Annotated in this window: 24 protein-coding genes; 15 read left to right on the forward strand and 9 right to left on the reverse strand. The window is 38.4% G+C overall.

The annotated features are described in order from the left end of the window. Positions 1–166: 166 nt before the first annotated feature. A complete protein-coding gene (locus ACPF64_RS08490; protein WP_281831501.1) occupies positions 167–1,042 on the forward strand; it encodes a metal-dependent hydrolase in 876 nt (291 codons plus the stop codon). Between the two features lie 110 nt (positions 1,043–1,152). Beyond that, on the forward strand, positions 1,153–1,608 hold the full coding sequence (gene rimI / locus ACPF64_RS08495; protein WP_004641628.1) for a ribosomal protein S18-alanine N-acetyltransferase: 456 nt from the start codon (positions 1,153–1,155) through the stop codon (positions 1,606–1,608). Positions 1,609–1,652: 44 nt separating this feature from the next. On the opposite strand, the gene ACPF64_RS08500 is transcribed toward rimI, so the two are convergent. Both ACPF64_RS08500 and aat read right to left on the reverse strand, forming a co-directional pair. Beyond that, positions 1,653–2,468 carry an arginyltransferase gene (locus ACPF64_RS08500; protein WP_004641630.1) on the reverse strand — a complete coding sequence of 272 codons (816 nt, stop codon included), beginning with the start codon at positions 2,466–2,468 and terminating at the stop codon, positions 1,653–1,655. Between the two features lie 18 nt (positions 2,469–2,486). Next, entirely contained in the window at positions 2,487–3,218 is a 732-nt protein-coding gene (aat, locus tag ACPF64_RS08505; RefSeq protein ID WP_045434800.1) for a leucyl/phenylalanyl-tRNA--protein transferase, read from the reverse strand. A gap of 108 nt (positions 3,219–3,326) precedes the next feature. Between aat and ACPF64_RS08510 the strand changes: the two genes are divergently transcribed. After that, complete coding sequence (locus ACPF64_RS08510; RefSeq protein ID WP_426455999.1) at positions 3,327–3,626, forward strand: putative quinol monooxygenase; 300 nt, start codon at positions 3,327–3,329, stop codon at positions 3,624–3,626. Positions 3,627–3,682: 56 nt separating this feature from the next. Here ACPF64_RS08510 and trxB read toward each other — a convergent pair whose 3' ends face one another. Then, positions 3,683–4,633, reverse strand: a complete 951-nt coding sequence (gene trxB, locus ACPF64_RS08515) for a thioredoxin-disulfide reductase (RefSeq protein ID WP_056478355.1) — start codon at positions 4,631–4,633, stop codon at positions 3,683–3,685. 268 nt (positions 4,634–4,901) lie between these two features. Here trxB and ACPF64_RS08520 point away from each other — a divergent pair, with 268 nt between their 5' ends. Both ACPF64_RS08520 and rhtC read left to right on the forward strand, forming a co-directional pair. Next, positions 4,902–7,943 (forward strand): DNA translocase FtsK, encoded by a 3,042-nt coding sequence (locus tag ACPF64_RS08520; RefSeq protein ID WP_017391409.1) that lies wholly within the window; start codon positions 4,902–4,904, stop codon positions 7,941–7,943. A gap of 154 nt (positions 7,944–8,097) precedes the next feature. Continuing rightward, entirely contained in the window at positions 8,098–8,718 is a 621-nt protein-coding gene (gene rhtC / locus ACPF64_RS08525) for a threonine export protein RhtC (protein ID WP_004641642.1), read from the forward strand. A gap of 40 nt (positions 8,719–8,758) precedes the next feature. Here rhtC and ACPF64_RS08530 read toward each other — a convergent pair whose 3' ends face one another. The 6 genes from ACPF64_RS08530 to ACPF64_RS08555 form a co-directional block, all read right to left on the reverse strand. Further along, positions 8,759–9,046, reverse strand: a complete 288-nt coding sequence (locus ACPF64_RS08530) for a PA4642 family protein (RefSeq protein WP_127493983.1) — start codon at positions 9,044–9,046, stop codon at positions 8,759–8,761. 84 nt (positions 9,047–9,130) lie between these two features. Beyond that, positions 9,131–9,403 (reverse strand): cell division topological specificity factor MinE, encoded by a 273-nt coding sequence (gene minE, locus ACPF64_RS08535; protein WP_003653273.1) that lies wholly within the window; start codon positions 9,401–9,403, stop codon positions 9,131–9,133. A gap of 2 nt (positions 9,404–9,405) precedes the next feature. Beyond that, positions 9,406–10,218 (reverse strand): septum site-determining protein MinD, encoded by an 813-nt coding sequence (minD, locus tag ACPF64_RS08540; RefSeq protein ID WP_004641647.1) that lies wholly within the window; start codon positions 10,216–10,218, stop codon positions 9,406–9,408. Positions 10,219–10,284: 66 nt separating this feature from the next. Beyond that, positions 10,285–11,013, reverse strand: coding sequence for a septum site-determining protein MinC (gene minC, locus ACPF64_RS08545; RefSeq protein ID WP_003653266.1), 729 nt, complete (start codon positions 11,011–11,013; stop codon positions 10,285–10,287). Between the two features lie 120 nt (positions 11,014–11,133). Continuing rightward, positions 11,134–12,180, reverse strand: a complete 1,047-nt coding sequence (locus ACPF64_RS08550; protein WP_426456000.1) for a preprotein translocase subunit SecA — start codon at positions 12,178–12,180, stop codon at positions 11,134–11,136. A gap of 15 nt (positions 12,181–12,195) precedes the next feature. Next, positions 12,196–13,122, reverse strand: a complete 927-nt coding sequence (locus ACPF64_RS08555) for an acyltransferase (RefSeq protein ID WP_426456001.1) — start codon at positions 13,120–13,122, stop codon at positions 12,196–12,198. Between the two features lie 246 nt (positions 13,123–13,368). On the opposite strand from ACPF64_RS08555, the gene ACPF64_RS08560 reads away from it, so the two are divergent. From ACPF64_RS08560 to ACPF64_RS08605, 10 genes are all read left to right on the forward strand, one after another. Beyond that, positions 13,369–14,022 carry an OmpA family protein gene (locus tag ACPF64_RS08560; protein ID WP_198496362.1) on the forward strand — a complete coding sequence of 218 codons (654 nt, stop codon included), beginning with the start codon at positions 13,369–13,371 and terminating at the stop codon, positions 14,020–14,022. Positions 14,023–14,215: 193 nt separating this feature from the next. After that, positions 14,216–16,255 (forward strand): UvrD-helicase domain-containing protein, encoded by a 2,040-nt coding sequence (locus ACPF64_RS08565; protein ID WP_005042641.1) that lies wholly within the window; start codon positions 14,216–14,218, stop codon positions 16,253–16,255. A 23-nt stretch (positions 16,256–16,278) separates the two neighbouring features. After that, complete coding sequence (dut, locus tag ACPF64_RS08570; protein WP_003653255.1) at positions 16,279–16,731, forward strand: dUTP diphosphatase; 453 nt, start codon at positions 16,279–16,281, stop codon at positions 16,729–16,731. 199 nt (positions 16,732–16,930) lie between these two features. Continuing rightward, positions 16,931–18,349, forward strand: a complete 1,419-nt coding sequence (locus tag ACPF64_RS08575; protein WP_426456002.1) for a phosphomannomutase/phosphoglucomutase — start codon at positions 16,931–16,933, stop codon at positions 18,347–18,349. A 15-nt stretch (positions 18,350–18,364) separates the two neighbouring features. Beyond that, positions 18,365–19,270 carry an acetylglutamate kinase gene (argB, locus tag ACPF64_RS08580; RefSeq protein WP_003653251.1) on the forward strand — a complete coding sequence of 302 codons (906 nt, stop codon included), beginning with the start codon at positions 18,365–18,367 and terminating at the stop codon, positions 19,268–19,270. 122 nt (positions 19,271–19,392) lie between these two features. Continuing rightward, positions 19,393–20,175, forward strand: coding sequence for a GNAT family N-acetyltransferase (locus ACPF64_RS08585; RefSeq protein ID WP_004641657.1), 783 nt, complete (start codon positions 19,393–19,395; stop codon positions 20,173–20,175). 107 nt (positions 20,176–20,282) lie between these two features. After that, on the forward strand, positions 20,283–21,131 hold the full coding sequence (locus ACPF64_RS08590) for a class II glutamine amidotransferase (RefSeq protein WP_311077318.1): 849 nt from the start codon (positions 20,283–20,285) through the stop codon (positions 21,129–21,131). 251 nt (positions 21,132–21,382) lie between these two features. Further along, positions 21,383–21,838 (forward strand): bacteriohemerythrin, encoded by a 456-nt coding sequence (locus tag ACPF64_RS08595; protein WP_017388663.1) that lies wholly within the window; start codon positions 21,383–21,385, stop codon positions 21,836–21,838. 151 nt (positions 21,839–21,989) lie between these two features. Then, entirely contained in the window at positions 21,990–23,057 is a 1,068-nt protein-coding gene (locus tag ACPF64_RS08600; protein ID WP_198077856.1) for a hypothetical protein, read from the forward strand. Further along, positions 23,057–23,368 (forward strand): RnfH family protein, encoded by a 312-nt coding sequence (locus ACPF64_RS08605; protein ID WP_426456004.1) that lies wholly within the window; start codon positions 23,057–23,059, stop codon positions 23,366–23,368. The genes ACPF64_RS08600 and ACPF64_RS08605 overlap by 1 nt, the downstream gene beginning before the upstream one ends. Positions 23,369–23,431: the final 63 nt, after the last annotated feature.

The raw sequence follows: 23,431 nt of genomic DNA on the forward strand, positions 1-23,431 counted from the left end.
CGATTAGCAGATCTATGCACCTTTATGGGGTTATGAATGACCTCATCTGATATTTCTCTGTCCTCATCTGCACTTAATTGGCACATTGAAAGACGTATGATTATAAATATTAAGAAAATAAATAAAGTTATAAGTGGATTAGCTATTCGCTTAAAAGGAGTCTGAGATGAATGCTAAAGTAAATATTTCCAATCGTGCTGGTGCTAGTTTCCCTGTTCGTCGTATGGACTTTGAATTTGCTCAGGTCCCTCGTTATTGGGCAAATTATGATGCAGGATTAACCCATTTTATGACAGCATTATCGGCCCTTTTTCCGGAGGGTGAACAGTTCTTTGTAAATAGCACGCGTGCTGTGCGAAATGACCCAAAACTTGCCGATCCCGATCTTCAAAAAGAAATTAGCGCCTTTATTGGTCAAGAAGCTATGCATTCAAAAGAGCATCTTGCTTTTAATGCTTCAGCACAAGCTTATGGGTATGATGTCCGTCATATGGAAAAACAGACAGGTACTGTTATTAAGGTGGGTACTGCTGTTGTCACTAAATTAATGAAACCTTTTGGTTATACCAAAGAAATGATTGATTTGACCGGAACGTGTGCTTTAGAGCATTTCACATCTACCATTGCAGCTGAACTTTTACAAAATCCTGAAATTCAAGCGATGTTCCAAGATGACACGATGTATCATTTGTGGATGTGGCATGCTGTAGAAGAAAATGAACATAAAGCTGTCGCATTTGACGTGTATACAAGTATGTATGGACAAGGACCAAAAGCTTATTTTATGCGTTCAACGGCTTTAATCATTGCAATGGCATTAATTTTTGCAACGCAGACACATTTTACTGCCAAGTTATTAAAAACCGATGGAAAATTAACATTGAAAGATACTAAATACATGCTTAAGTTCATGTATGGTCGTAAAGGTTTTATGACCCGCCAGATTCCAGAGTTACTTGATTTCTTAAGACCAAAATTTCATCCAAATGATTCTGACACTACAGCATTACTGGCAACTTGGCGTGAAAAGTTAGGCCTCTAAAAAAAACGAGCAAAAAAAAGGACAATTTAATTATCCTTTTTTTTGCTCGTTTTTTCTTGTGAAGTTTTTATAATACGCATTCCTTTAAAACTCTGATTGTGTTGGAACTCATGATTCGTACTATGCAAAACACTGATATTGATATTGTTGTACAAATCGAAAAATCAGTGCAAACACATCCATGGTCAAGACAGCAATTTGTTGAATCTCTGAATTCCTACCAATGTACAGTCATTGAGTCACAAAATAGAGTCGTTGGGTTTTGTATTTTGCAGCCAGTGCTAGATGAAGCGAATCTATTACTCATGGCAGTTGATCCTAAAATGCAAGGACAAGGTCTCGGGTATGAGTTATTAAATGCATCAATTGATCAGTTAAAAAATCAGCCAGTACAAATATTTTTAGAGGTTCGCGAAAGTAATAAAGCAGCAATTGGTCTGTATGAGAAAACAGGTTTTCACCAAATAGATCTACGTCGTAATTATTATCCTACCCAAGAAGGTGGGCGTGAACATGCTGTAATTATGGTAAAAACCTGTACCGATGATTTTGCATCGTTGTTTTAAAACTTCTGTCTAGTTGCTGACCTAACAAAAAGACAGGATTAAAATTATTTAATAATTAAGTTATTCCATTCAGAAGGTAATGTGGTCATTAGAGAGGTACCTAACTGTTGTATTTCTTCTGGTGATAAGGATCTGTTTAAGCGACGCCATTGCCCATCTAATAGAAGTTCTAAAGGGGTATATTGCGATTTATAATTCATTTTTGCTGAGTGCGGCACCCAGTAACCTAAATAAAGATATTCTAAACCAAGCGATTTAACATATTCGATTTGGTTAAGAATAGAGTACACACCAAGTGATCTTCGGTGCTCATCTGGGTCGAAGAAAGTATAAACCGCAGATAGCCCATCATCCATTAGATCGCAGGTAGACACACTGATTAAACGGTTATCTTTCCAAAGCTCAAGAAAAAAGCTATCTGTACAACTATGTACTAAAAACTTTTCAAACTGGTCTAAGCTAGGTGGAAACATATCGCCATCAGCATGGCGTTCATTAATATAGCGTTCATATAAATCGTAATGAATTTGTGCCGCTTGCTGAGTAGGCAAAATAGTCATGGTGAGGTCTTGATTTCGTTTCCATGCTTTTTTTTGCATTCCATTCATTTGGAAGTCGGCAACTGGAACACGACAAGACAAACATTGTCTACATAAATGGCATTCAGGGCGATAAACGAAGTCACCGCTACGACGAAATCCTAAACGAGAAAGTTCTGAAAGAGTGACCACATCAATCCGATGAATAGGGTCTAAAAACACCATGCGCGCCGATTTATTTTCTAAGTAGCTGCAATCATGAGGTGGAGTAATATAATACTGCAGATCATTTAAAAGGGACTTCGGGTGATATGATTTCATGATTGGTCCCTCCTGTTATCATTCCATTAATTTTGCATCTAATGCTATTGTTTTACTTGAAAATACACGTTCTTGATACTTTTTCCAATTGATAGAGGGGTGAATAATTACATCTTGTAACGATTTTAAGTAGTCTTGACGAGAAAGTGTACAAGCGCCCAAGCTAATTAAGTGACTATTTACAAGTTGACAGTCTACCCAAGGGAGCTGATTTTCTTGTCCAATCAGCATTAATGTGTAAAAAGCCATTTTTGAAACATCTGTTTCATTACTAAACATTGACTCGCCGAAGCATCCTTTGCCAATTGTAATTCCGTACAAACCTCCAACAAGTTTATCTTCTTCCCAGACTTCAATACTGTAACCATAGCCAGCATTAAACATCTCACAGTAGCCCTGAATAATATCTTCACTAATCCATGTTTCATCTGCATAAGTTCTTGGTAGAGAACATGAGCGAATAACTTCTTCAAAGGCATGATTTACCGTAATTGCATAGTCATATTTTTTCATATTTCTAAGTAGTGACTTGCTCGGCTTGTAATTTTGAGGGTAGATGACACAACGAGGTTCGGGACTCCACCAACAAATGGGCTCATCTTCATTAAACCACGGAAATAATCCATGGGTGTACGCTTCATAGAGAGTAGAAGGGGAGAGATCAGCACCAATACAAATTAAACCATGACCATCCGGATCAGATTCAATGGGGTCAGGGAAAATGAATTGAGAAAGTGGAAGTTTCTGCATAGAAGATAAAATGAAATAGAATGATTCAAAATTAACGTAACTGAGCTTCATTGACAATTTTTATTGTTCATCTTTAGCATGAATGAACGAATAGAAAAGGTTTGCTTAATGCTAAAACTTATTGCAGAAGATTTTATTGATACTAAAAAAATTGATTTTGTTTTGCCGCTTTATCAAGAACTCGTTGAAAAAACGAGATGTGAAGAAGGATGTATTGCGTACGATTTATATCATGATATAAAAAATTTAGGACATTTTGTTTTTATTGAAGAATGGGTAGATCGAGCCGCATTAGATCGACATGTCCAGTCTGAACACTTTCAACGGTTAGTTCCTCAGATTGATCAATATCAGACGAGGTCGGGACGTTTTACGCATTTGGACCATTTTGAAAATATGATGAAATAAAACACTATTAAAAAAGACATTCAATAGAGCATTGAATGTCTTTTGTGTTAATTGAATTAACCGAGATTATCTAGATATTTTTCAGCATCAAGTGCCGCCATACAACCTGAACCAGCAGAAGTAATGGCTTGACGATAAATACTGTCAGCTACGTCACCAGCAGCAAAAACACCAGCTACAGAAGTTGCTGTTGCATTACCTGAAGTGCCGCTTTGCACTTGAATATAGCCATCACGTAAGTTTAATTGACCATCAAACATTGCAGTGTTCGGTTTATGACCGATTGCAACGAATAGACCATGAACTTCTACGTCTTGCTTAGAGTCATCTTGAGTTGATTTAAGGCGAACACTTGTTACGCCAGTATTGTCACCCAATACTTCTTCAACTTCATGATTCCAGATGATGCTGATTTTGCCTTCTTTTTCTTTGGCAAATAAATGATCTTGCAAAATCTTTTCAGAGCGTAAACTATCACGGCGGTGTACTAGCGTTACATGTGCAGCAATATTTGATAAATAAAGCGCTTCTTCAACTGCAGTGTTACCACCACCTACAACCATCACTTTTTGATTTTTGTAGAAGAAACCATCACATGTTGCACAGGCACTTACGCCTTGGCCCATAAATTTCTGTTCAGACTCTAGGCCAAGATATTGAGCTGTAGCACCAGTTGCAATAATCAAAGCGTCACATGTGTACTCTTCCATATCACCTTTAAGAACAAAAGGACGTACGTTTAAGTCCACTTCGTTAATATGGTCATAGACGAGTTCTGTACCAAAGCGTTCAGCATGTGCTTGCATACGATCCATTAATGCAGGACCTGTTAAACCTTCAGGATCGCCCGGCCAGTTGTCAACTTCGGTTGTTGTTGTAAGTTGGCCACCTAGTTGTAAACCTGCAATTAAAGTAGGTTTAAGGTTGGCACGTGCCGCATAGACAGCTGCACTATAACCAGCAGGACCAGAACCGAGAATAATTAACCGAGAATGACGAGCACTCATTGAGGGTATCCTTATTAATTTCGAGAATTTTGAAAATTATACGTGAATTTGTCGATCAATAGCGTGAAATCAATGTGGATAATATTGATCAGGTCAATCGAATTAAGTTATATAACAATATAGAAGTGGCTCATGTTAACAACAACTGTAAAGAATCATGCACCTTTTTTGTAAGAACAGGTGCATAATATAAAGTTCATTCGTTGAAGATCTAAGTGTAGTTCTTCACATCTCTAAACCAATAATTAAATGGGTTACAGGACAGTATATGACTGCGGTGTCGAGTGTTTATGCACAGCGCTTATTGATGACATTATTCTTGGTTTCTTTTGGCATTTATATGTTTCTGGCAACAGTAACATATACACCATTTGACCCGGGCTGGATGCATATTTCCAGTGATACTCAGCAAGTATCCAATGCAAGTGGTATTGCTGGTGCATGGATTGCAGATTTGCTGTTTGGTTTTTTAGGATGGGCAAGTTTGCTTATTCCAATTTTCCTTTTCATTGAAGCAATTCAGGTGTGGTGGCCGCGTAGTTTTTTAAACCGCCCATTTCGTTATGCTGCACAATTCTTTTTAATTCTGGTTGTGTCTAGCCTACTTTATTTACACTGGAATGTGCCTGCTGATACTTTAGATAATGCAGCTGGGGGAATTATTGGTTACGAGTTAGGTCAGAGCTTATCTCAATTGCTAACAATTTACGGTGCGACCTTATTTTTACTGGTTTTCGGAGTGGTCTTGTTTACTCTTGCATTTGGGGTGCAATGGAGTAAAACATGGATTACGCTTAAAGCGACACCAAGTTATTTACAAGATTTATTTTATAAAAACGTATCACCGAACGAATCGGATTATGATTTAACAACACAGCCTGCTAATAAAGCAGCCGCGGTTAAAGTTGCAGAAAATGCAGAGACAAATGCTTCAAATGAGAAAGTAGCATCAGTCCAATCTGAAAGTACTCAACCACAATCTGCGGCAACACGACATGATGCGGTTGCTGAGCGTTTATTTGCCGATGTGTTAGCAAAAGAGCAGAGCCGACCTGAACCTGTAGTTGATACACCAGTTGCAAATACTCAAAACTTCGAGCATACGCTTGAGCAAGCCCATAAGCTTGAAAAAGACAGCCAACGTTTAGTTGCTACTGGTGAGGTATGGCGTGCTTTACAACGTGATGATGCGAGCCATAAGCAAGAAATTGATGCACTTTTGAGAGCAGCTGATGATTCAACAGAACAAGCTCCTGCTCATGAGCAATTCCAGCAAACAATTTCTCAAGTTCATCAAACTCAACCTACACCTAAACAAGATTTACATGGTCTTGATTGGAATGATGATGAGATTTTTGATGAATTACTTGCTGCGGTTCCAAACAGCAAAACTGCAACAGATGTGCATACACCATTTGTTCAAGAGCAACATGTAGATGCAGAACCTACTTCGCAATCGGTGAATATTGCGAAAGAAACTTCTTCACCTTTATCGAATGTAAATCAGTCACCTAAAAATTTAGCAAATGAACAAGTTTTTGAAGATTTTGATGACTTATTGATAGATGAAGATATTGCGCCCGCTGAACCTGTAAGAGCAAGTAGTTATGCGCAATCTTCAGCATTTGTAAAAGCTCCTATTCAAACGACTATTCAGGCCGATAAACTTTCAAAAGAAGAGTTTATTGAGGCATGGCAAGAAACTGCTGGGAAACCTCAGGAAAATCCTGATATTGATGAAGATGATTTCGATTTAGATGCGCCATTAACAGATGCAGCTGGTCGACCAATGTCTCGTGCAATGCAGGTTGCCAAGAAGCGTTTGGATTTACCAACTTTGCCAGGTCTTGAGCTGCTTGATAAGGTTGATCCGAATAAGAAAGTTAACTTTACTGAAGAGCAGCTTTCGCGCTTATCTGAATTACTTGAAATTAAGTTACAAGAATTTAATGTTAAGGCTCAAGTGGTTGAAGCTCAGCCAGGGCCAGTAGTCACCCGTTTTGAGTTAGATTTGGCACCGGGGGTTAAAGCATCTAAGGTAACGAATATCTCACGTGACTTAGCCCGTTCAATGTCGATGGCTTCTGTACGTGTGGTAGAGGTTATTCCGGGTAAACCATATATTGGTATTGAAGTGCCAAACAGTGCCCGTGAAATGGTACGTTTGATTGAGCTATTGGAAACGCCAACCTATCGAGACCCAAGTGCATTAATCAGTATGGCAATGGGTAAAGATATTTCAGGTAATCCAGTATTAACTGATTTAGCGAAAGCACCGCACATGTTAGTTGCTGGTACAACAGGTTCGGGTAAATCGGTTGCAGTAAACTCGATGATTTTATCGATGTTGCTTAAATATACACCTGATCAGTTGCGCTTGATTTTAATCGATCCAAAACAGCTAGAACTTGCAAACTATAATGATATTCCACATTTATTAACTCCAGTCGTTACTGACATGAAAGATGCAGTAAGCGCGTTGAACTGGTGTGTGAATGAAATGGAACGTCGCTATAAGCTGATGTCATTTCTTAAAATTCGTAAATTAAGTGACTACAACCGTAAAGTTGAAGAAGCAATTGCGAATGGGGAAGATCTAATTGATCCAACTTGGAAACCAAGTGACTCTGCAACGCAAGAACGTGCGCCTCGTTTAACACCGTTACCATCTATTGTGATTGTGGCAGATGAGTTCGCCGACATGATTATGCAGGTCGGTAAAAAAGCAGAGGAAATGATTACGCGTTTAGCGCAAAAATCTCGTGCTGCTGGTATTCACCTATTGCTTGCAACTCAACGTCCGTCTGTTGATGTGATCACGGGCTTGATTAAAGCCAATATTCCAACGCGTGTAGCACTACGTGTAAACAGTAAAATCGACTCGCGTACAATCTTGGACGCAGGTGGTGCAGAAGATCTGTTAGGCCATGGTGATATGCTGTTCTTGGGGCCTGGTAAAATCGAGCCTGAGCGTGTGCATGGTGCATTCATTAGTGATGATGAAGTAAACCGCATATGTGATGCTTGGCGTGAACGTGGCGAACCAGACTATGTCGATGAAATCTTGACTCCATTTGATGAAGAACCGACTTCACGTGGTTTTGACGAGGGTGAGGGTGGTTCTGACCGTGATGCACTTTATGACCAATGTGTTTCATTTGTTTTAGAAACACGTAAAGCTTCTACTTCATCGCTACAGCGTAAATTTAGCCTTGGTTATAACCGTGCTGCTCGTATCATTGACCAAATGGAAGAGAATGGCATTGTGAGCGCAATGGGCCCTAATGGTAAGCGAGATATATTGGTTTAATATGAAATAGCTAAAAGCCTCTTCGGAGGCTTTTTTTATGATTTAAATAAAAATAAACATTTCCATAAAATGACTTAAAGATTTTATCGTATAGTAAAAAATGCTAATGTATTTTTCCTAAATAAATAACAATGAATTAAATCTGGAGGAAAACATGTTACTCGCTCTGATTACTTTAGCTTTTATCCATTTTTGTGCACTTATTACTCCAGGGCCTGATTTTTTCCTTGTATCTCAAACAGCGATTAGTCGATCACGTAAAGACGCTATGTTAGTGGTTGCTGGCATAACAGCAGGTGTTATGTTTTGGGCTTGTTTGGCACTGATGGGATTAAATCTTATTTTTGAGAAAATGGCTTGGTTAAAGCAAGGTTTACTCATTGCTGGTGGCTTATATCTGTGTTGGCTGGGCTATCAAATGTTACGTTCAGCATTTTCAAAAAATCAGCAAGAAGATGTTGTTGCTGTCGAGCTACCCAAAGCACCTTACTTATTTTTTATTAAAGGTCTTATAACGAATCTATCAAATCCTAAAGCTGTTATTTATTTTGGTAGTGTTTTCTCTTTATTTTTAGCCAATCCTCAACTTGATCAGGTTCATTGGTTACTGTTTATTATTGTCACGGTTGAAACGATTTTATGGTTCTGCTTTGTGACTTTTATTTTTTCATTACCGAGTTTTAGATCAGCTTATCGTAATTTTTCAAAATGGATTGATGGTATTTCAGGCGGTATTTTTACGGTGTTTGGTATTTTCCTGATTGGCAATCGATAAATTTAGGTAAAAAAAAGCCTCTTTAAGAGGCTTTTTATTTTTAAGCAAACTTTGCTAGAACTTCTAAAAAGGGTACCGATTGACGTGGAAATTTGGCGATCACATCATGGATGCGTTGGCCTTCCGGGTCTTTGGCATTAATATCGCGTCCGTCCGCAATAAATTGAGTCAAAAGACGTTCATAGTCTGTTGGACGCATATGTTTGAATGCATGGTAGAGCACATGAAAATCTGCGTTCACACCCGTTGGCGGAAGTTGGTTGAGGTAGGCAAAAACACGCTCATCGGACCATTCTTCATTGAAAGTTGCTGGCTGTGATAATGCCATGACAATCTCCTCAGTTTTAAAAAAGGCAAAATAACTTGCGTTATTTTGCCTTGATTCTGTTTTATTGAATAGTCAGAAATAGAATTATCGTTCTTCAGGTAAATTGATATTCATTTCTAACATTTCGATATTTGCTTCAGAGCGAACCTGCATTTGGATATGCTGTTCACCTACACCACTTACATAACGACTGACCACTTGCATGATTTCTTTCTTCATCTGATCAATCTTGTCTTGGCTTAAACGGCGGCCTAAACCTTGTTCAGAAGCAACAATAACTTTCAAACGATCTTTTGCAGTTTGAGCACTTGATGGCTTTTCGTCACTGCTAAATAATTTACTCCAGAATCCTGCCATAACTACGCTCCAAATAGTCGTGCTAACCAGCCTTTAGGTTGAGCTGTGATGTGTCGATAAGGACGGTCTTCGCCAAGAAAGCGTGCAACCAAATCATCATAACCCTGACCAGCTTTAGTTTCTGAATATAGAATTACTGGCTTACCCTCGTTTGATGCTTGTAATACACTTGGACATTCTGGAATAACACCTAATGTCGGTACGCGTAGAATATCTTTAGAAATATCATCAATTGTTAGCATTTCCTGACGGTCAGCACGTTCAGGGTTAAAACGAGTAATACATAAATGTTTACGTATACGTCCTTCGTTTTGTTCAACTTTTTTGGTTTTGCTATCTAACATACCAATAATGCGGTCAGAGTCACGTACTGAAGAGATTTCAGGGTTCGTTACAATGATTGCTTCATCTGCATGATACATGGCTAAAATCGCACCACGTTCAATACCCGCAGGTGAGTCACAAATAACGTAATCAAATTCTTGAGATAGCTCATCAATAACACGAGCAACACCTTCGTCGCTCAACGCATCTTTATCACGTGTTTGTGAAGCCGGTAAAATATAAAGGTTTTCGATATCTTTATCACGAATAAGGGCTTGCTGCAGACGTGCTTCGTTGTTAATAACATTGACAAAATCATAAACAACACGACGCTCACAACCCATAATCAAATCAAGGTTACGTAAGCCTACATCAAAATCAATCACAACAGTTTTATGACCACGAAGGGCTAAACCTGTTGCAAAAGATGCGCTCGTTGTAGTTTTACCTACACCACCTTTGCCTGATGTTACGACAACAATTTTGGCCACCGAATCCACTCCTATTATGGTCATACACCCTTAAAAGGGCTGTTTTTTGGTGATTTACTTAATAAACTAAAGTTCAATCGCTTCAAATTCAAGCTCTTGCTTTTCATTTAAATATATATGTACTGGCTTTTTTACCACATGTTTAGGGATATCATCTGCGACACAATACGTTCCGGCAATGGAAACGAGCTCAGCCTCTAAAGATTGGCAAAAAATGCGTGCAGCTGCGTGCCCGCCCGCACCAGCAATGACTCTACCACGAACTGTGCCATAAATATGTATATTTCCTGATGCAATAACTTCAGAACCACTATTCATGCCAGCTTTCAAAATAATATCGCCGTTATCTTGTACGAGGGATTGGCCTGTACGCAAAATTTCATCATGATAAGAGGTAATATGGGCAACCGCTATCTTGTTTAGTGGTTTTTTTGTTTCTGCTGAAGACGAGGCGGGAGCGGTAGCTGGTTTTTCTACAATCGCGACTTGTTCGGTTGTGGCTTTAATACGCTGTAATGGTTGATCTGCCGGCAAAACAGGGAATTGAATAGCGCGAGCTTCATCTCCTAAAATACCATCGATTACCGCCATAGGCTGCAAACCTAAGCTCACCAGAAGTTGAATTAATGCAATTAATTCTTGCTCAACTGTACTGTCAATAATCACTAAAGTTCCATGATAGGAACCTTCATTTAATATATTTGATAATTGCTGGCGGATCACATCATGATCATTGGTATCGAAGGTTATCCTGCTAAAGTTAACCATTCTGCCGGTAATCCGTATATCAGCCATAAGTCTTCCTTCAAGGCGTTAAACGAGCTGTAATAGCGTTAAGTTTATTGTAAATAGGGCAAATGCTAGAACAATTTGTGCCAATTCTCTAGCGAGATTCATAAAAAATTAAGTAAATGCTTATTCTTTGATTCGATCATACTCCGCAAGCGTTTGTTGCCATTGTTTGACCTTGACTTGTTTTCGTACAGACTCGAGTGTCTCGAACACGACAGATTCAACCAATTGCTCAAGCTGACGATTATTAATATTTATTTCACTCACTTTTTGAGAAATTAATTGATAAGTCGGATTTGGGTGCGCCGATGAACCCTCAATTAAAGGTTCAATTAAACCTGCACTAATATTTTCACCTAATCTTTGACCAATGCTTTGAATCTGTTGCTCAATGCGACCGCCCACTAAAGGAATTAAGCGTAATAACTGGGTTAGCTCCGGTGTATCAATAATAGCTTGATCTACAATTTTCCCAACGCCTTTTGTAATTGCTGGCTTTTGTTCTTTTAAAGCAGTGGCTAAAGACTCTTGTAATAATGCTGTTAGGGTGACAGTAAATTGTTCACGATGATGATTAACCAAGTCGTGAATAATTTGTTTATGGCTAGAACTGGTTTCAAGTTCATATCTAATACCATCAATTACCGTAATAACAACACGATCGGACAGCTCTTCCATCACGACGCGATAGTAAAACAAACCTGTCTTTCGCCAGCTTGGCGGAACAACCGGATAGCCCAGCTCATGTAAACGATAAGCAATAATCCCTGCTCGAAATAAACGTAAAAAACGAAGCTGAGGAATAATGGCTAAAATTTCATACCAGTGAATAAAAGGGAAAAAGAACCAACGTTTATGGTGTTTATTGATGATTGCAATGCTCCAGCGAACAAGTAACTCAACAATTAAAAAACCAATAAACCATGCTTCTGATGTGATTACCCATGGGTGTAGAGAATTGCGGTAAAAGCTTAGTACTTGGGGCAAATGAATGTGTTCGAAGAACCATGCCCCGATACTGCTCATTAAAAAGAAATTTGCAGCCAAACAGAACAGGTTAAAAATGATAATGAACACCATAAAGATGTCATAGATTAAAAACAGTCTAAATGAAAGACTATTTGGATCTACATGGTGATATTTCGTTTTTTTCCCAGAACTGTTTTGCATAATAACGGGTGCTTTTTAAAGGTTTGTAGTGAGAGATTGAGACTTCATTTGCTCAATAAGTTGATCTTTTTCGGTCCAAATTTCATGAACCCATTGCTGGAAACGTTCACGGTAAACCGCGTCATCTTCATAGTTTCCACCAAGAACCCAATCTGGAATTTCAATTTTACGCAAATTTACCGCAATTTTTGAAACATCACCTAGCCAGAAATCACTATATCCAGGTACACCATTTGGGTAGACAATCGTCATATCAACCAAGGCATCAATTTTGTCACCCAAGATATTTAATGCAAGTGCTAAACCACCTGCTTTGGGTTTAAGCAAATGCTTATATGGTGATTTTTGCTGGTCATGTTTTTCTTGAGTAAAACGAGTACCTTCTAAATAATTCAATAATGTAAAGGGCTGACTTAAAAGCTGCTCGCAGGCTTTACGTGCTTCCATCATGTCACGGTCTTTGAGTTCAGGATTTTTTGCAACCTGTTCTTTGGTGTGACGTTTCATCATTGGGAAGCCTAAAATTTTAAATGCTTGCCCAACGAAAGGAATAAAGATGAGTTCCCATTTAGTAAAAAAGCGGGTGAGTGGCATGCGGGTTAAACCGAAATATTGGTTTACCGTCGTATCTACCCAACTTTGATGATTACAAGTCATGAGATAGCGACCTTGCATATTTAGGTCAAGGCCCTCTTCGATGGTGATATCCCATTTAAGATGGGGTAATACTTTATTGATAAGTTTGTTGTTAACGTCTATCCAATTATTTGCGATTTGGATATTCGTTTCATCAATCATTTTTGATTTTTTTAAGAGCTTTGTCAGACCTAATGCTAAAACAGGTGGACCATGAAAAAACGTACTTCCTGTAATGACTGTACCTACAGTGAGTCCACGTGTAATTTTTTTTAGCGTAGATTGCTTATTGGGTGCAGTTGACATATAAATGACCCCGAATGTCTAAAATCCATAGAAAAGTTGTTTAACTATAACTGTCATAATATGAAATACAACGACATCTTAGCCAACAATGAAGAAATTGTGATGAGCTAGCATCTGAAAGTGCATCAAAATATTACAAAAAAGTAACTAAAGTGTTTATTATTAACAAAATATCAATGTTTTATACTTCGTTTTTGTTTCATTATTCATCCAGACAACAAAACACACAAAGTGAGGAGGCATGCAATGCGTGCATTAGTTATTTCAACAGTGGTAGGGGCAGCAGTAGTACTATCTGGTTGTCAAACAACTGGTAATAATCTTGGTGGCGTTGAATACGATAAAGCCGCATTAGGTACTCTAATTGGAGCAGCAGCTGGCTACGGTATTTCTAAGTCAAGTGCAAACTCAAGCCGTCAAAATAACCGTGCTGCAGCAATTGGTGCAGTTCTTGGTGCCGCTGGTGGCGTATACCTTGACCAGAAAGAGAAAAAATTACGTCAACAAATGGCAGGTACTGGCGTAGACGTTGGCCGTAATCCAGATGGTTCTGTTCAATTGATTATGCCTGGTAGCATTACTTTTGATACAAACAAATCAAACATCAAGCCAAACTTCTATTCAACTTTAGACAAAGTAGCTCAAACATTGGCTGAAGATAACAAGAGCGCGATTTTGGTTACTGGTTATACAGACAACACTGGTAATGACTCTATCAACATTCCGTTATCTCAATCACGTGCACAATCAGTTAAAAACTATTTAGCTGGTAAAGGCCTTTCATCTAGCCGTATCGATGCACAAGGTTATGGTTCTTCTAACCCGATCGCAGATAACTCAACTGCATCTGGCCGTGAACAAAACCGCCGTGTAGAAATCAGCATTTATGCAAAACAATAAGATTTAATTTATTGTGTTAAAAACCACCCTCGGGTGGTTTTTTTATGGGCTCTGAACAATAAATAACCACGACAAACTGCGGCGCATAAATTGCATTATTAGACATCATTTATACATATCCATAGATTTACTATTGGGATTCTAAAACAGAGATGACTATAATCATGCTCGAAAAATTAAGAGGTACTACACGATGTCATCTGCCAGTCAATTGAACAACAAGCAAGAAGAAGCCATGAAATATACTCAGGGCCCTTTATTGGTGCTTGCTGGTGCTGGTTCAGGTAAAACATCGGTAATTACTCGTAAAATTGCCTATTTGGTGCAGCATTGCCGTATTCCAGCGCATCGTATAACGGCGATGACCTTCACAAACAAAGCTGCACGTGAAATGAAAGAGCGTGTGACCAAGCTTTTGTCACGTGAAGAATCAAAAGGTCTATCTGTCTCCACTTTCCATACTTTTGGTTTAAACCTTTTACGTTTAGAACTTAAAAATTTACCTTTAAAAGCTAATTTTTCGATTTTAGATGCAGATGACTGTAAACGTATTTTGATGGATCTGATGCATCGCGACAATTTGTCGGGTGCAGAAAGTAAAGAATTAATTGCCAAGGCAATGAAGAAAATTTCAGATTGGAAAAATGATCTGATCGTGCCAGAGCAAGCACATTCGACTTGTGAAACACCTGAAGATGTACAGTTTGCGCATCTTTATCAGCTTTATGAACGTAATTTACGTGCTTACAACGCAGTTGATTTTGATGACTTGATTGTTATGCCAACACGCTTATTGCAAGAAAATGCAGAAGTACGTGATAAATGGCAAAACCGTGTTCGCTATTTATTGGTCGATGAATATCAAGATACCAACACAGCCCAGTATATTTTGGTCAAGCTTTTAGTTGGGGTGATGGGGCAGTTTACAGCAGTAGGTGACGATGACCAATCGATCTACGCGTGGCGTGGGGCTAAGCCTGAAAATATGGCTTTGCTTAAACAAGATTTCCCAAATTTACATATTATTAAACTTGAACAGAACTATCGTTCAACGAGCCGTATTTTAAAAGCAGCGAACTGTGTGATTCAAAATAACCCACATATTTTTGATAAGAAATTGTGGAGTGATAAAGGGCATGGTGAAGTCATCAGAATTATTACGTGTCGTAATGATGATGATGAAGCAGAGCGCGTGGTAAAAGACTTACTGACTCATAAGCTCATGAACGGCAAAAACTGGAAAGATTACGCTGTGTTATATCGCGGGAATTTTCAGGCGCGTGTATTAGAAACACAGCTTCGTCAGATGCAAATTCCGTATAAATTATCTGGCGGTACTTCATTCTTCGCTCGTGCAGAAATTAAAGATGTAATGAGTTATTTGCGTCTTATTATTAACCCTGAAGATGACAGTGCGTTCTTACGTATTATTAATACGCCTAAACGCGCCATTGGGCCGGTTACTCTTGAGAAGTTAGGTTTATTCTCACAAGAAAATAATTTGTCTTTACTTGGTGCTTCCGCTGACCAACGTTTAAGCATGGTGCTTCCTAAAAAAGCAGAAACTCAACTTCATGAGTTTGCCGACTTTATTGCGACGTTTACCCGTGAATTGTTAGAAGACGATGAGCCAGTGCCTAAAGTTCGTCAAATGATGAATGAAGCTGGCTATATGGATTACGTCCGTGAACAGTCTGCAACACCTGCACAAGAGAAGAGTAAGCTCGATAATATCGAGAATTTATTTAACAGTATTCAAAACCTGATTAATCGTGCAGAAGATGTTGATGAAAAGAACATTGAAAGTGTCATTCGAAAACTGGTTCTACTTGACCTGTTAGAACAGCAGCAGGAAGAAGAAGATACAGACAAAGTTAACCTTCTTACTTTGCATGCAGCAAAAGGTTTGGAGTTCCCATATGTTTATATTATGGGATTAGAGGAAGAACTTTTACCGCATAAAAACTCAATTGCAGCAGAAACCATTGAAGAAGAACGCCGTCTTATGTACGTGGGAATTACCCGCGCACGTCAAGGTTTAACCTTAACTTTGGCAGAGCAGCGTAAAAATGGTGGGCAGATGAGACAGATGACCCCAAGCCGTTTCCTTGATGAACTTCCTCAAGATGAGTTGGAGTGGTTAGGGCGCAAAAAGAAAATTGCGGCTAATGTTGACCCTAAAGAACAGGCTCAACAATATCTGGCAAATTTAAAAGCTTTATTAAAGCGTTAATTTTTTAATTTTTAGGAAATCCCATGAAAGTTCAAGTGAAATTGCTCGATCCGCGTTTAGGTAAAGAATGGCCTTTACCTTCTTATGCAACAGCAGGTTCAGCGGGTTTAGATTTACGTGCCTGCGTCGATGAAGCAATTGATATTGAACCAGGACAAACTGTTTTAGTGAAAACAGGTATGGCAATTTATATTCATGATGTAAATTTTGCTGGTTTAATTTTACCGCGTTCAGGTTTAGGTCATAAACACGGTATCGTGCTTGGCAATTTAGTTGGTTTGATTGATTCGGATTATCAAGGTGAATTGATGGTTTCAGTTTGGAACCGTGGTCAAACCACATTCCGTCTAGAACCAGGTGAGCGCCTAGCACAGTACGTTTTAGTTCCAGTTGTTCAAGCTGAATTTGAGCAAGTAGAAGAATTTGAAGAAACTTTACGTGGCGCTGGTGGCTTTGGTCACACAGGCAAACAATAAGTTTTTTGAAAATATTAACGAAAATCAAACGCCTGTTGAACAGGCGTTTCTTTTTACATCTTGAATGTTACAATGGATTATATTACAACACGCTTTACTCATATTCTTTTAACTTTTTTAGCAAACAAACCTTTCAAAAATTTTGAATAATCTATGTTTTTGCGATAGATCGGATTGATCTTTAAATAGAAGATACACTATGAATGTAAGACACTCATTTCCAAAAAGTATTTTTCGTGCTTACGATATTAGAGGCAAACTTTCTTACTTAACCGCGGACGTTGTTCGTTCGATTGCCTACGGATTGGCACAACAATACAAACAAGCAAAACAAACTCAATTAGTGATTGGCTATGATGCCCGTCTCACAAGTCCAGCCTATGCACACTTAATTGAAGAAATTTTAATAGAACAGGGTTTAGTGGTCACAAACATTGGTTGTTGTTCATCACCAATGATGTATTACATTGCGCGAGATTTTGGTGGCAATGGCATTATGGTGACTGCAAGCCATAACCCAAAGTCCGATAATGGTATTAAGTGGATTTTAAAAGGTGAACCGCCGTCTCCAGAAATGATTCAGCAGGTGGGTGAAGAAGCACAAACTTATGTACCAGCCCATTCAATTTCTGTACTGGAGTTAACTGCACCTCAATTTAAAGCTGAGTTTTGCCAAAAATATCAGCAAGCCATTTTTAAAGATATTCAGTTAAAACGTCCTTTAAAAGTTGTTTTAGATGGTTTACATGGCTCTGCTGGACACTGCTCAAAATTAATATTGGAAAAAATGGGTTGTGAAGTGATTGCTTTACGAACCCATCCAAATGGAGAGTTTCCAGACCATGCACCAGACCCTTCGCATGCAGCTCACTTAACTAATTTGCGTAAAGCAGTTGTTGAGCAGCAGGCAGATATTGGCATTGCCCTTGATGGTGATGGTGACCGTGTTGTTTTAGTCGATGAAAAAGCCCAGATATTGACAGCAGACCGTTTGTTATCACTTTTTGCGCAGATGTGTCTAGAGCATCACCCTGAGCAAGAAATTGTTTTCGATGTGAAATGTTCACGCATGGTTCAAAAAACGGTCGAACAACTCGGCGGAAAAGCAAAAATGATCCGTACGGGAAGTAGTTTCTTGCGGGCTTATTTATCTCAGTCGAATGGACGCGCCATTTTTGGTGGAGAATATGCAGGCCACTACGTTTTTAATGATGGGCGTGGTTTTGGCTATGACGACGGTTTATATGCTGCATTACGTGTAATGGAATATTTTACCCAATCTGATGCTACAACAATTTCCGAATTGTTTGCTCCTTATCCAGAAAGATGTTGTACAGAAGATACCTATATTGGTACGTATCAGTCCGATCCAAAGTATGTATTACAAGATATTGAAATTTTAAGTCATCGTTTAGGTGCTCGCATCAGTAAAATCGATGGCGTACGTCTTGATTTTGATGATGGTTTTGGCATTATTCGAGCATCAAATACTGGTGAATATTTTACAGTAAGATTTGACGCAGATAATCCTTTACGATTAAAGGAAATCCAGCAAAAATTTGTAGATATGTTGCAAGAGCACTATCCGCAAATTGCACAAGAACTTTCAGAGGCCTAAGTAAGGAGAGGCGTAATGCCCCAACATCAGCATATCGGTGTCGACAAAGCAAAAATCTTGATTGAAGCTTTGCCGTATATTCAACGCTTTACTGGTAAAACGCTGGTGGTGAAATACGGTGGCAACGCGATGACTGATCCGGAGCTAGAAAGTTCATTTGCCCGAGACATCGTTTTACTTAAAACGGTAGGGTTAAATCCGATTGTTGTTCACGGTGGTGGGCCACAAGTTGACTCATTTTTAAAGCAGTTAGGCCGCGAGTCTGACCGTATTGACGGTATGCGTGTAACTGATGCTGCAACCATGGAAGTGGTTGAAATGGTATTAGGTGGTAGTGTAAATAAATCGATTGTTAACTTGATTAATAAACATGGCGGCCGTGCCATTGGTTTAACAGGTAAAGATGGTAATTTACTTCGTGCTCGTAAATTACTTATGGAAAAGCAAGAAGAAGACGGTTCTATCAAACATATTGATTTAGGTATGGTTGGTGAAGTAACTGGCGTTAAAACAGATGTGCTGGAAATGTTTACCCAAAGTGACTTTATTCCAGTTATTGCACCATTAGGTGTAGATGAAGAAGGCAATACTTATAATATTAATGCTGATTTAGTGGCAGGTAAGGTTGCAGAAGCATTAGGTGCTGAAAAATTAATCTTGCTCACAAACATTAGTGGCGTGCTGGATGAAAACAAAAATCTGTTAACTGGCCTTACTACGCAAGAAGTTGACCGCCTCATTGAAACAGGCGTGATCTATGGCGGTATGATTCCTAAAGTAGGTTGTGCACTTGATGCTGTTAAAGGCGGCGTTGTTAGTGCGCATATTGTTGATGGTCGCGTACCACATGCAACATTGCTTGAGATCTTTACTGATCATGGGGTTGGAACACTGATTTCTAATCGCGCAAAAACTGCTTAATAAAACTGTTATTCTCAATAAAAAGATCACTCTAGGTGGTCTTTTTTTATACCATTTTAATTTGGTCATTTTTTTGTCATGAGCTTTGACTAGTGTAAGGGGTGTCACTAGGAGCGTTCATTATGCTGGAAAAATTTAATCAATATCGCCAAACCTGGACTTTACCTTTAAATCGTAATAAAGCAATAAATCAGACACAATTTCGTTTTGAATGGGTTGATAATTTAAAAGAATTACAAGATGTACAACGATTCCGTGCACAACAATTTAGCCAACAATTTGGAATTCATTTTGAAGATAACTTAGATCAAGACATTTATGATTTTGGTTGCGAGCATGCAGTCTTACGTGAAAAGTGGACTGGAGAAATTGTAGCGTATACCCGTCTAAAATTATTTCAAGGTCATGAGATAGCACAAAGCTACAGCGCACATGAGTTTGATATTGTTCCTCAGTTATCGCACCTTCCTAATGTGTTAGAGATAGGGCGTACGTGTGTCCATCCTCGCTTTCGTAATGGTAAAGCATTGTCGATGCTGTGGTTAAACCTTGCACCGAAAGTATTATGGTCAATGCGCGCTAAATATTTGATGGGCTGTGTCAGTATTCATTTGCAAGATAATTTGGCTAGAGCGTACTACACACATCGCCAGATCCAGCAATTATCTGAAAGCAAAACAATTGATATTCGTTCGAAAAAAATCTATGAACCTGAATATCCTGAGTTCAGTTTTCCACAAGATGAGCGTATGCCAAAATTGTTCCAAATGTATTTGAGCATGCAGTCAAAACTATCTAAACAGGCATTTTTTGATGAAGAATTTAACTGTCTAGATTATTTTGTATTTCTGGAAGTGAATAAAGTGGCGACTTCATTTGTCATGAATAAAATGGGGCAGCGTTAATAATATGTCTTATTTTCTAATAGCCAGCACATATTGAGATTTGCAAGCAATTTTACTCTCATGCACAATAGAGTATATGAGGTAATTAGAAGTAGTTTAAAAGCGATATGTGCCAGCTATTAGGAATGAATTGTGCAACACCAACGGATATCACTTTTTCTTTCCGTGGTTTTTCACAGCGTGCAGGAATTACCTCAGATCATAGTGATGGATTTGGTATCGCATTTTTCGAAGACAAAGCTTGCCGACTATTTGTCGATAACCAATCGGCAGTTGAATCTCCAATTGCCGATCTTATCCGTAATTATCCTATCAAATCGCGTAACGTGATCGCGCATATCCGTAAAGCAACTCAAGGTAAAATTACATTAGAAAACTCTCATCCCTTTATTAGAGAGTTGTGGGGGCGTCATTGGATTTTTGCCCATAATGGTGATTTACATGATTTTAATCCACCACTAAGTGGACGTTTTACCCCTGTGGGTAATACAGACAGTGAACGTGCATTTTGTTATTTGCTTGATCAACTGGTTGAAGCTTTCGGTTATGAAGAACCGAGTCTTGATGAGATATTTGAAGTATTAGAAAAAATTTCTCCACAAATTGCTGAATACGGCACATTTAATTATTGTTTGTCGAATGGGAAGGCATTATTTAGTTACGCGATAACTAAATTACATTGGTTGGTTCGAGAATATCCATTTAATCAGGCTCATTTAATTGACTTAGATGTTGAGGTTGATTTTAGTCAGGTCACTACACCTGAAGATCGTGTGGCAGTTATAACGACAGAACCTTTAACACATAATGAAAACTGGACTGCTTATCAACCAGGTGAAATGATTTTATTTCAACATGGTAAGCCGATTAAAAAAGCAATTACTCAGGTAGAAAGATTAAAACGCGAGCAGGAAAATCCAGAGCTTAAACGTATTACTCGTGCAGATCAGTATTAATATAAAGTATATTTAAAATGTATGAATAGAGATATTTATATATATTTCACATTTAATAGTAAGGTATTTTGTTTAAAAAATACTTTATTATTTTAGTTGGTTAATTTTTTAAAAAACAAATAAAAACAATAACTTGACTTAAATATAATTTTTATATGATAAAGCCGACAAAATAGCTTTGTTTTTATTTATATTCTTTAAATATATCATGAGGTTTATGCAACAGTCATTGAACATCATTGGGGAGATGTATGAAAATGAAATGGGCTTCAGAATATAATACGGGTATTGAGGTTATTGATGAACAACATAAACGAATACTTGATTATATTAATGAAATTGATGATGTAAAAGATGATGAAGATAGACGTCGTATTAAAGACGTTTTAGACAACATTATTGATTATACGCAATCACATTTTACTTTCGAAGAAAGTTTGCAAGAGGAAGCTGATTATAAATATCGTGTACCACATAAACGTGTTCATGATTTGTTTATTAAAAAAATAGAGTTATATCGTGAGCGTTTTGAAATGGGACATACTGTTGAAAAAGAGCTACAAGAAATTTTAGCAAAATGGTTAATCAATCATATTCAACATGACGATGCTGATTATGTGGGGGCAGTAAAAGAAAACATGATGGGAATTATTAGAGAAAAAGAAAAGAAGAAAGGGAAAAACTGGTTTGCTCGGTTTTTCGCATAACTTAAATAACAAAACTTATAATTTTAGTTAGCGCAGCAAACTATCGTTTCGGTAGTTTGCTTTTTTTATTGAGCAAACTTTGATTTTCAGGCATGAGACGGGCAAAATATCTATAGTCTTTTTCAAGGAATGCATAATGCAGGACATACCTATGTCACGATGGTTATCGCCCCTGATGGCGTTTTGCTTATCTTTCATCATTATGGCGACATTGGCACCCGCTATGGGAATCCAGATTGATCGTCAAATCGATTTCTGGTTATTGTGGTTAGGCACAATGCTGTTATTGGCTCTGCCAGTTTGTTATTTGGAAATTGCCTTAGCAAAACGGTCTAAGACTACTGCCTTAAATGCTTTATCAAGTTTAACTCGTGAAGCAGATAGTTCACCAAAATGGCGTTTGGCTGGTTGGCTTGCGGTTATTTTTATTCCATTTTTAGCCGGGAATGTACTGAGTACTGCTGGCAACTTACTGACAGCACAGCTCAATAATAGTGTTTCTGGACAAATTGTTTTTGCTGGTCTTGCTGTTGCAGCTTTAATTTTATCTTTTATTCCGCGTCAGATTTTAATTGTGCTAATGACAGTCGGCGTAATCGCTTCTCTTGTTTTAGCTAATACAATGGGAACGACTTTACAGCCTTGGCATTGGACAAATGTTGAGTTTAAAGAATGGGGTAATGCGACCGTACTTGCACTTGTTGCAAGTGGTTTAGGCTTAGGCCTTTACTGGCAAAATAGCTTGTCTGTAATTCACTCTCAAGAAGGTGCCACAAAAACTGCACTTCCAATCTGGTTGGCTCAGTTAATTGCTGTCGTCGCGTTTGGTTTCTTTTCTCTTCAAGCACAGCTTCCTGTTTTTACCTGGATTTTTACTGCGGTAATGACAACAGCTCTGTTTATTCAACTTGCCAAAGAACAGCTTGCTCAACGTCAACTGATGTACGTTTTACAATGGGTTGTCATTATTTTGGCAATTGCGGTTTGGGCTGTGCCTGAACTTCATGGCATCTTTACGCTGATTTTGATGCTTTGGGGATTACTCATTTGCCTCATCTATGCAATTTTTGCTGGTTGGATTATGAAAATTAGCCACTTGCGTAAATCTATGAATTTTAGCAATGAGTTGTTCTATAACTTGTGGCGTATTGCAGTGCGTATTGTTTTACCGCTTTCAATTGTCATTGCCATGATTGCAGTCATTGGACAAATGATCTGATGGAAAAAGCTCAGCAAGTGTGGGTTGCTTTTGCAGCCCCAGAGCAACAGTTTTTAGTTGCTATTCCATTTGAAGCTGGTATGACTGCATTACAAGCGGTTGAGGCAAGTGGTTTGCAGACACAGGTAAGTTTGTCTGAGCCATTACAACTTGGCATCTTTGGTGCAAAAGTTGAGGCACATGCGATTTTGCAAGCAGGTGATCGGGTAGAGGTCTATAGACCTTTAACTATTAACCCTAAAGATATACGCCGTAACCGCGCTGAGAAGAATCCTGTGGGACGATATATTAAAAGTAATCGCTTAAAGTAATAAGTCCCATAAATAAAACCCCTCGAAGTATTTCACTTGAGGGGTTTATTTTTATTAGAAAAA

The organism is Acinetobacter sp. KB005 (genome assembly GCF_049949095.1).
Taxonomy (GTDB): domain Bacteria; phylum Pseudomonadota; class Gammaproteobacteria; order Pseudomonadales; family Moraxellaceae; genus Acinetobacter; species Acinetobacter calcoaceticus.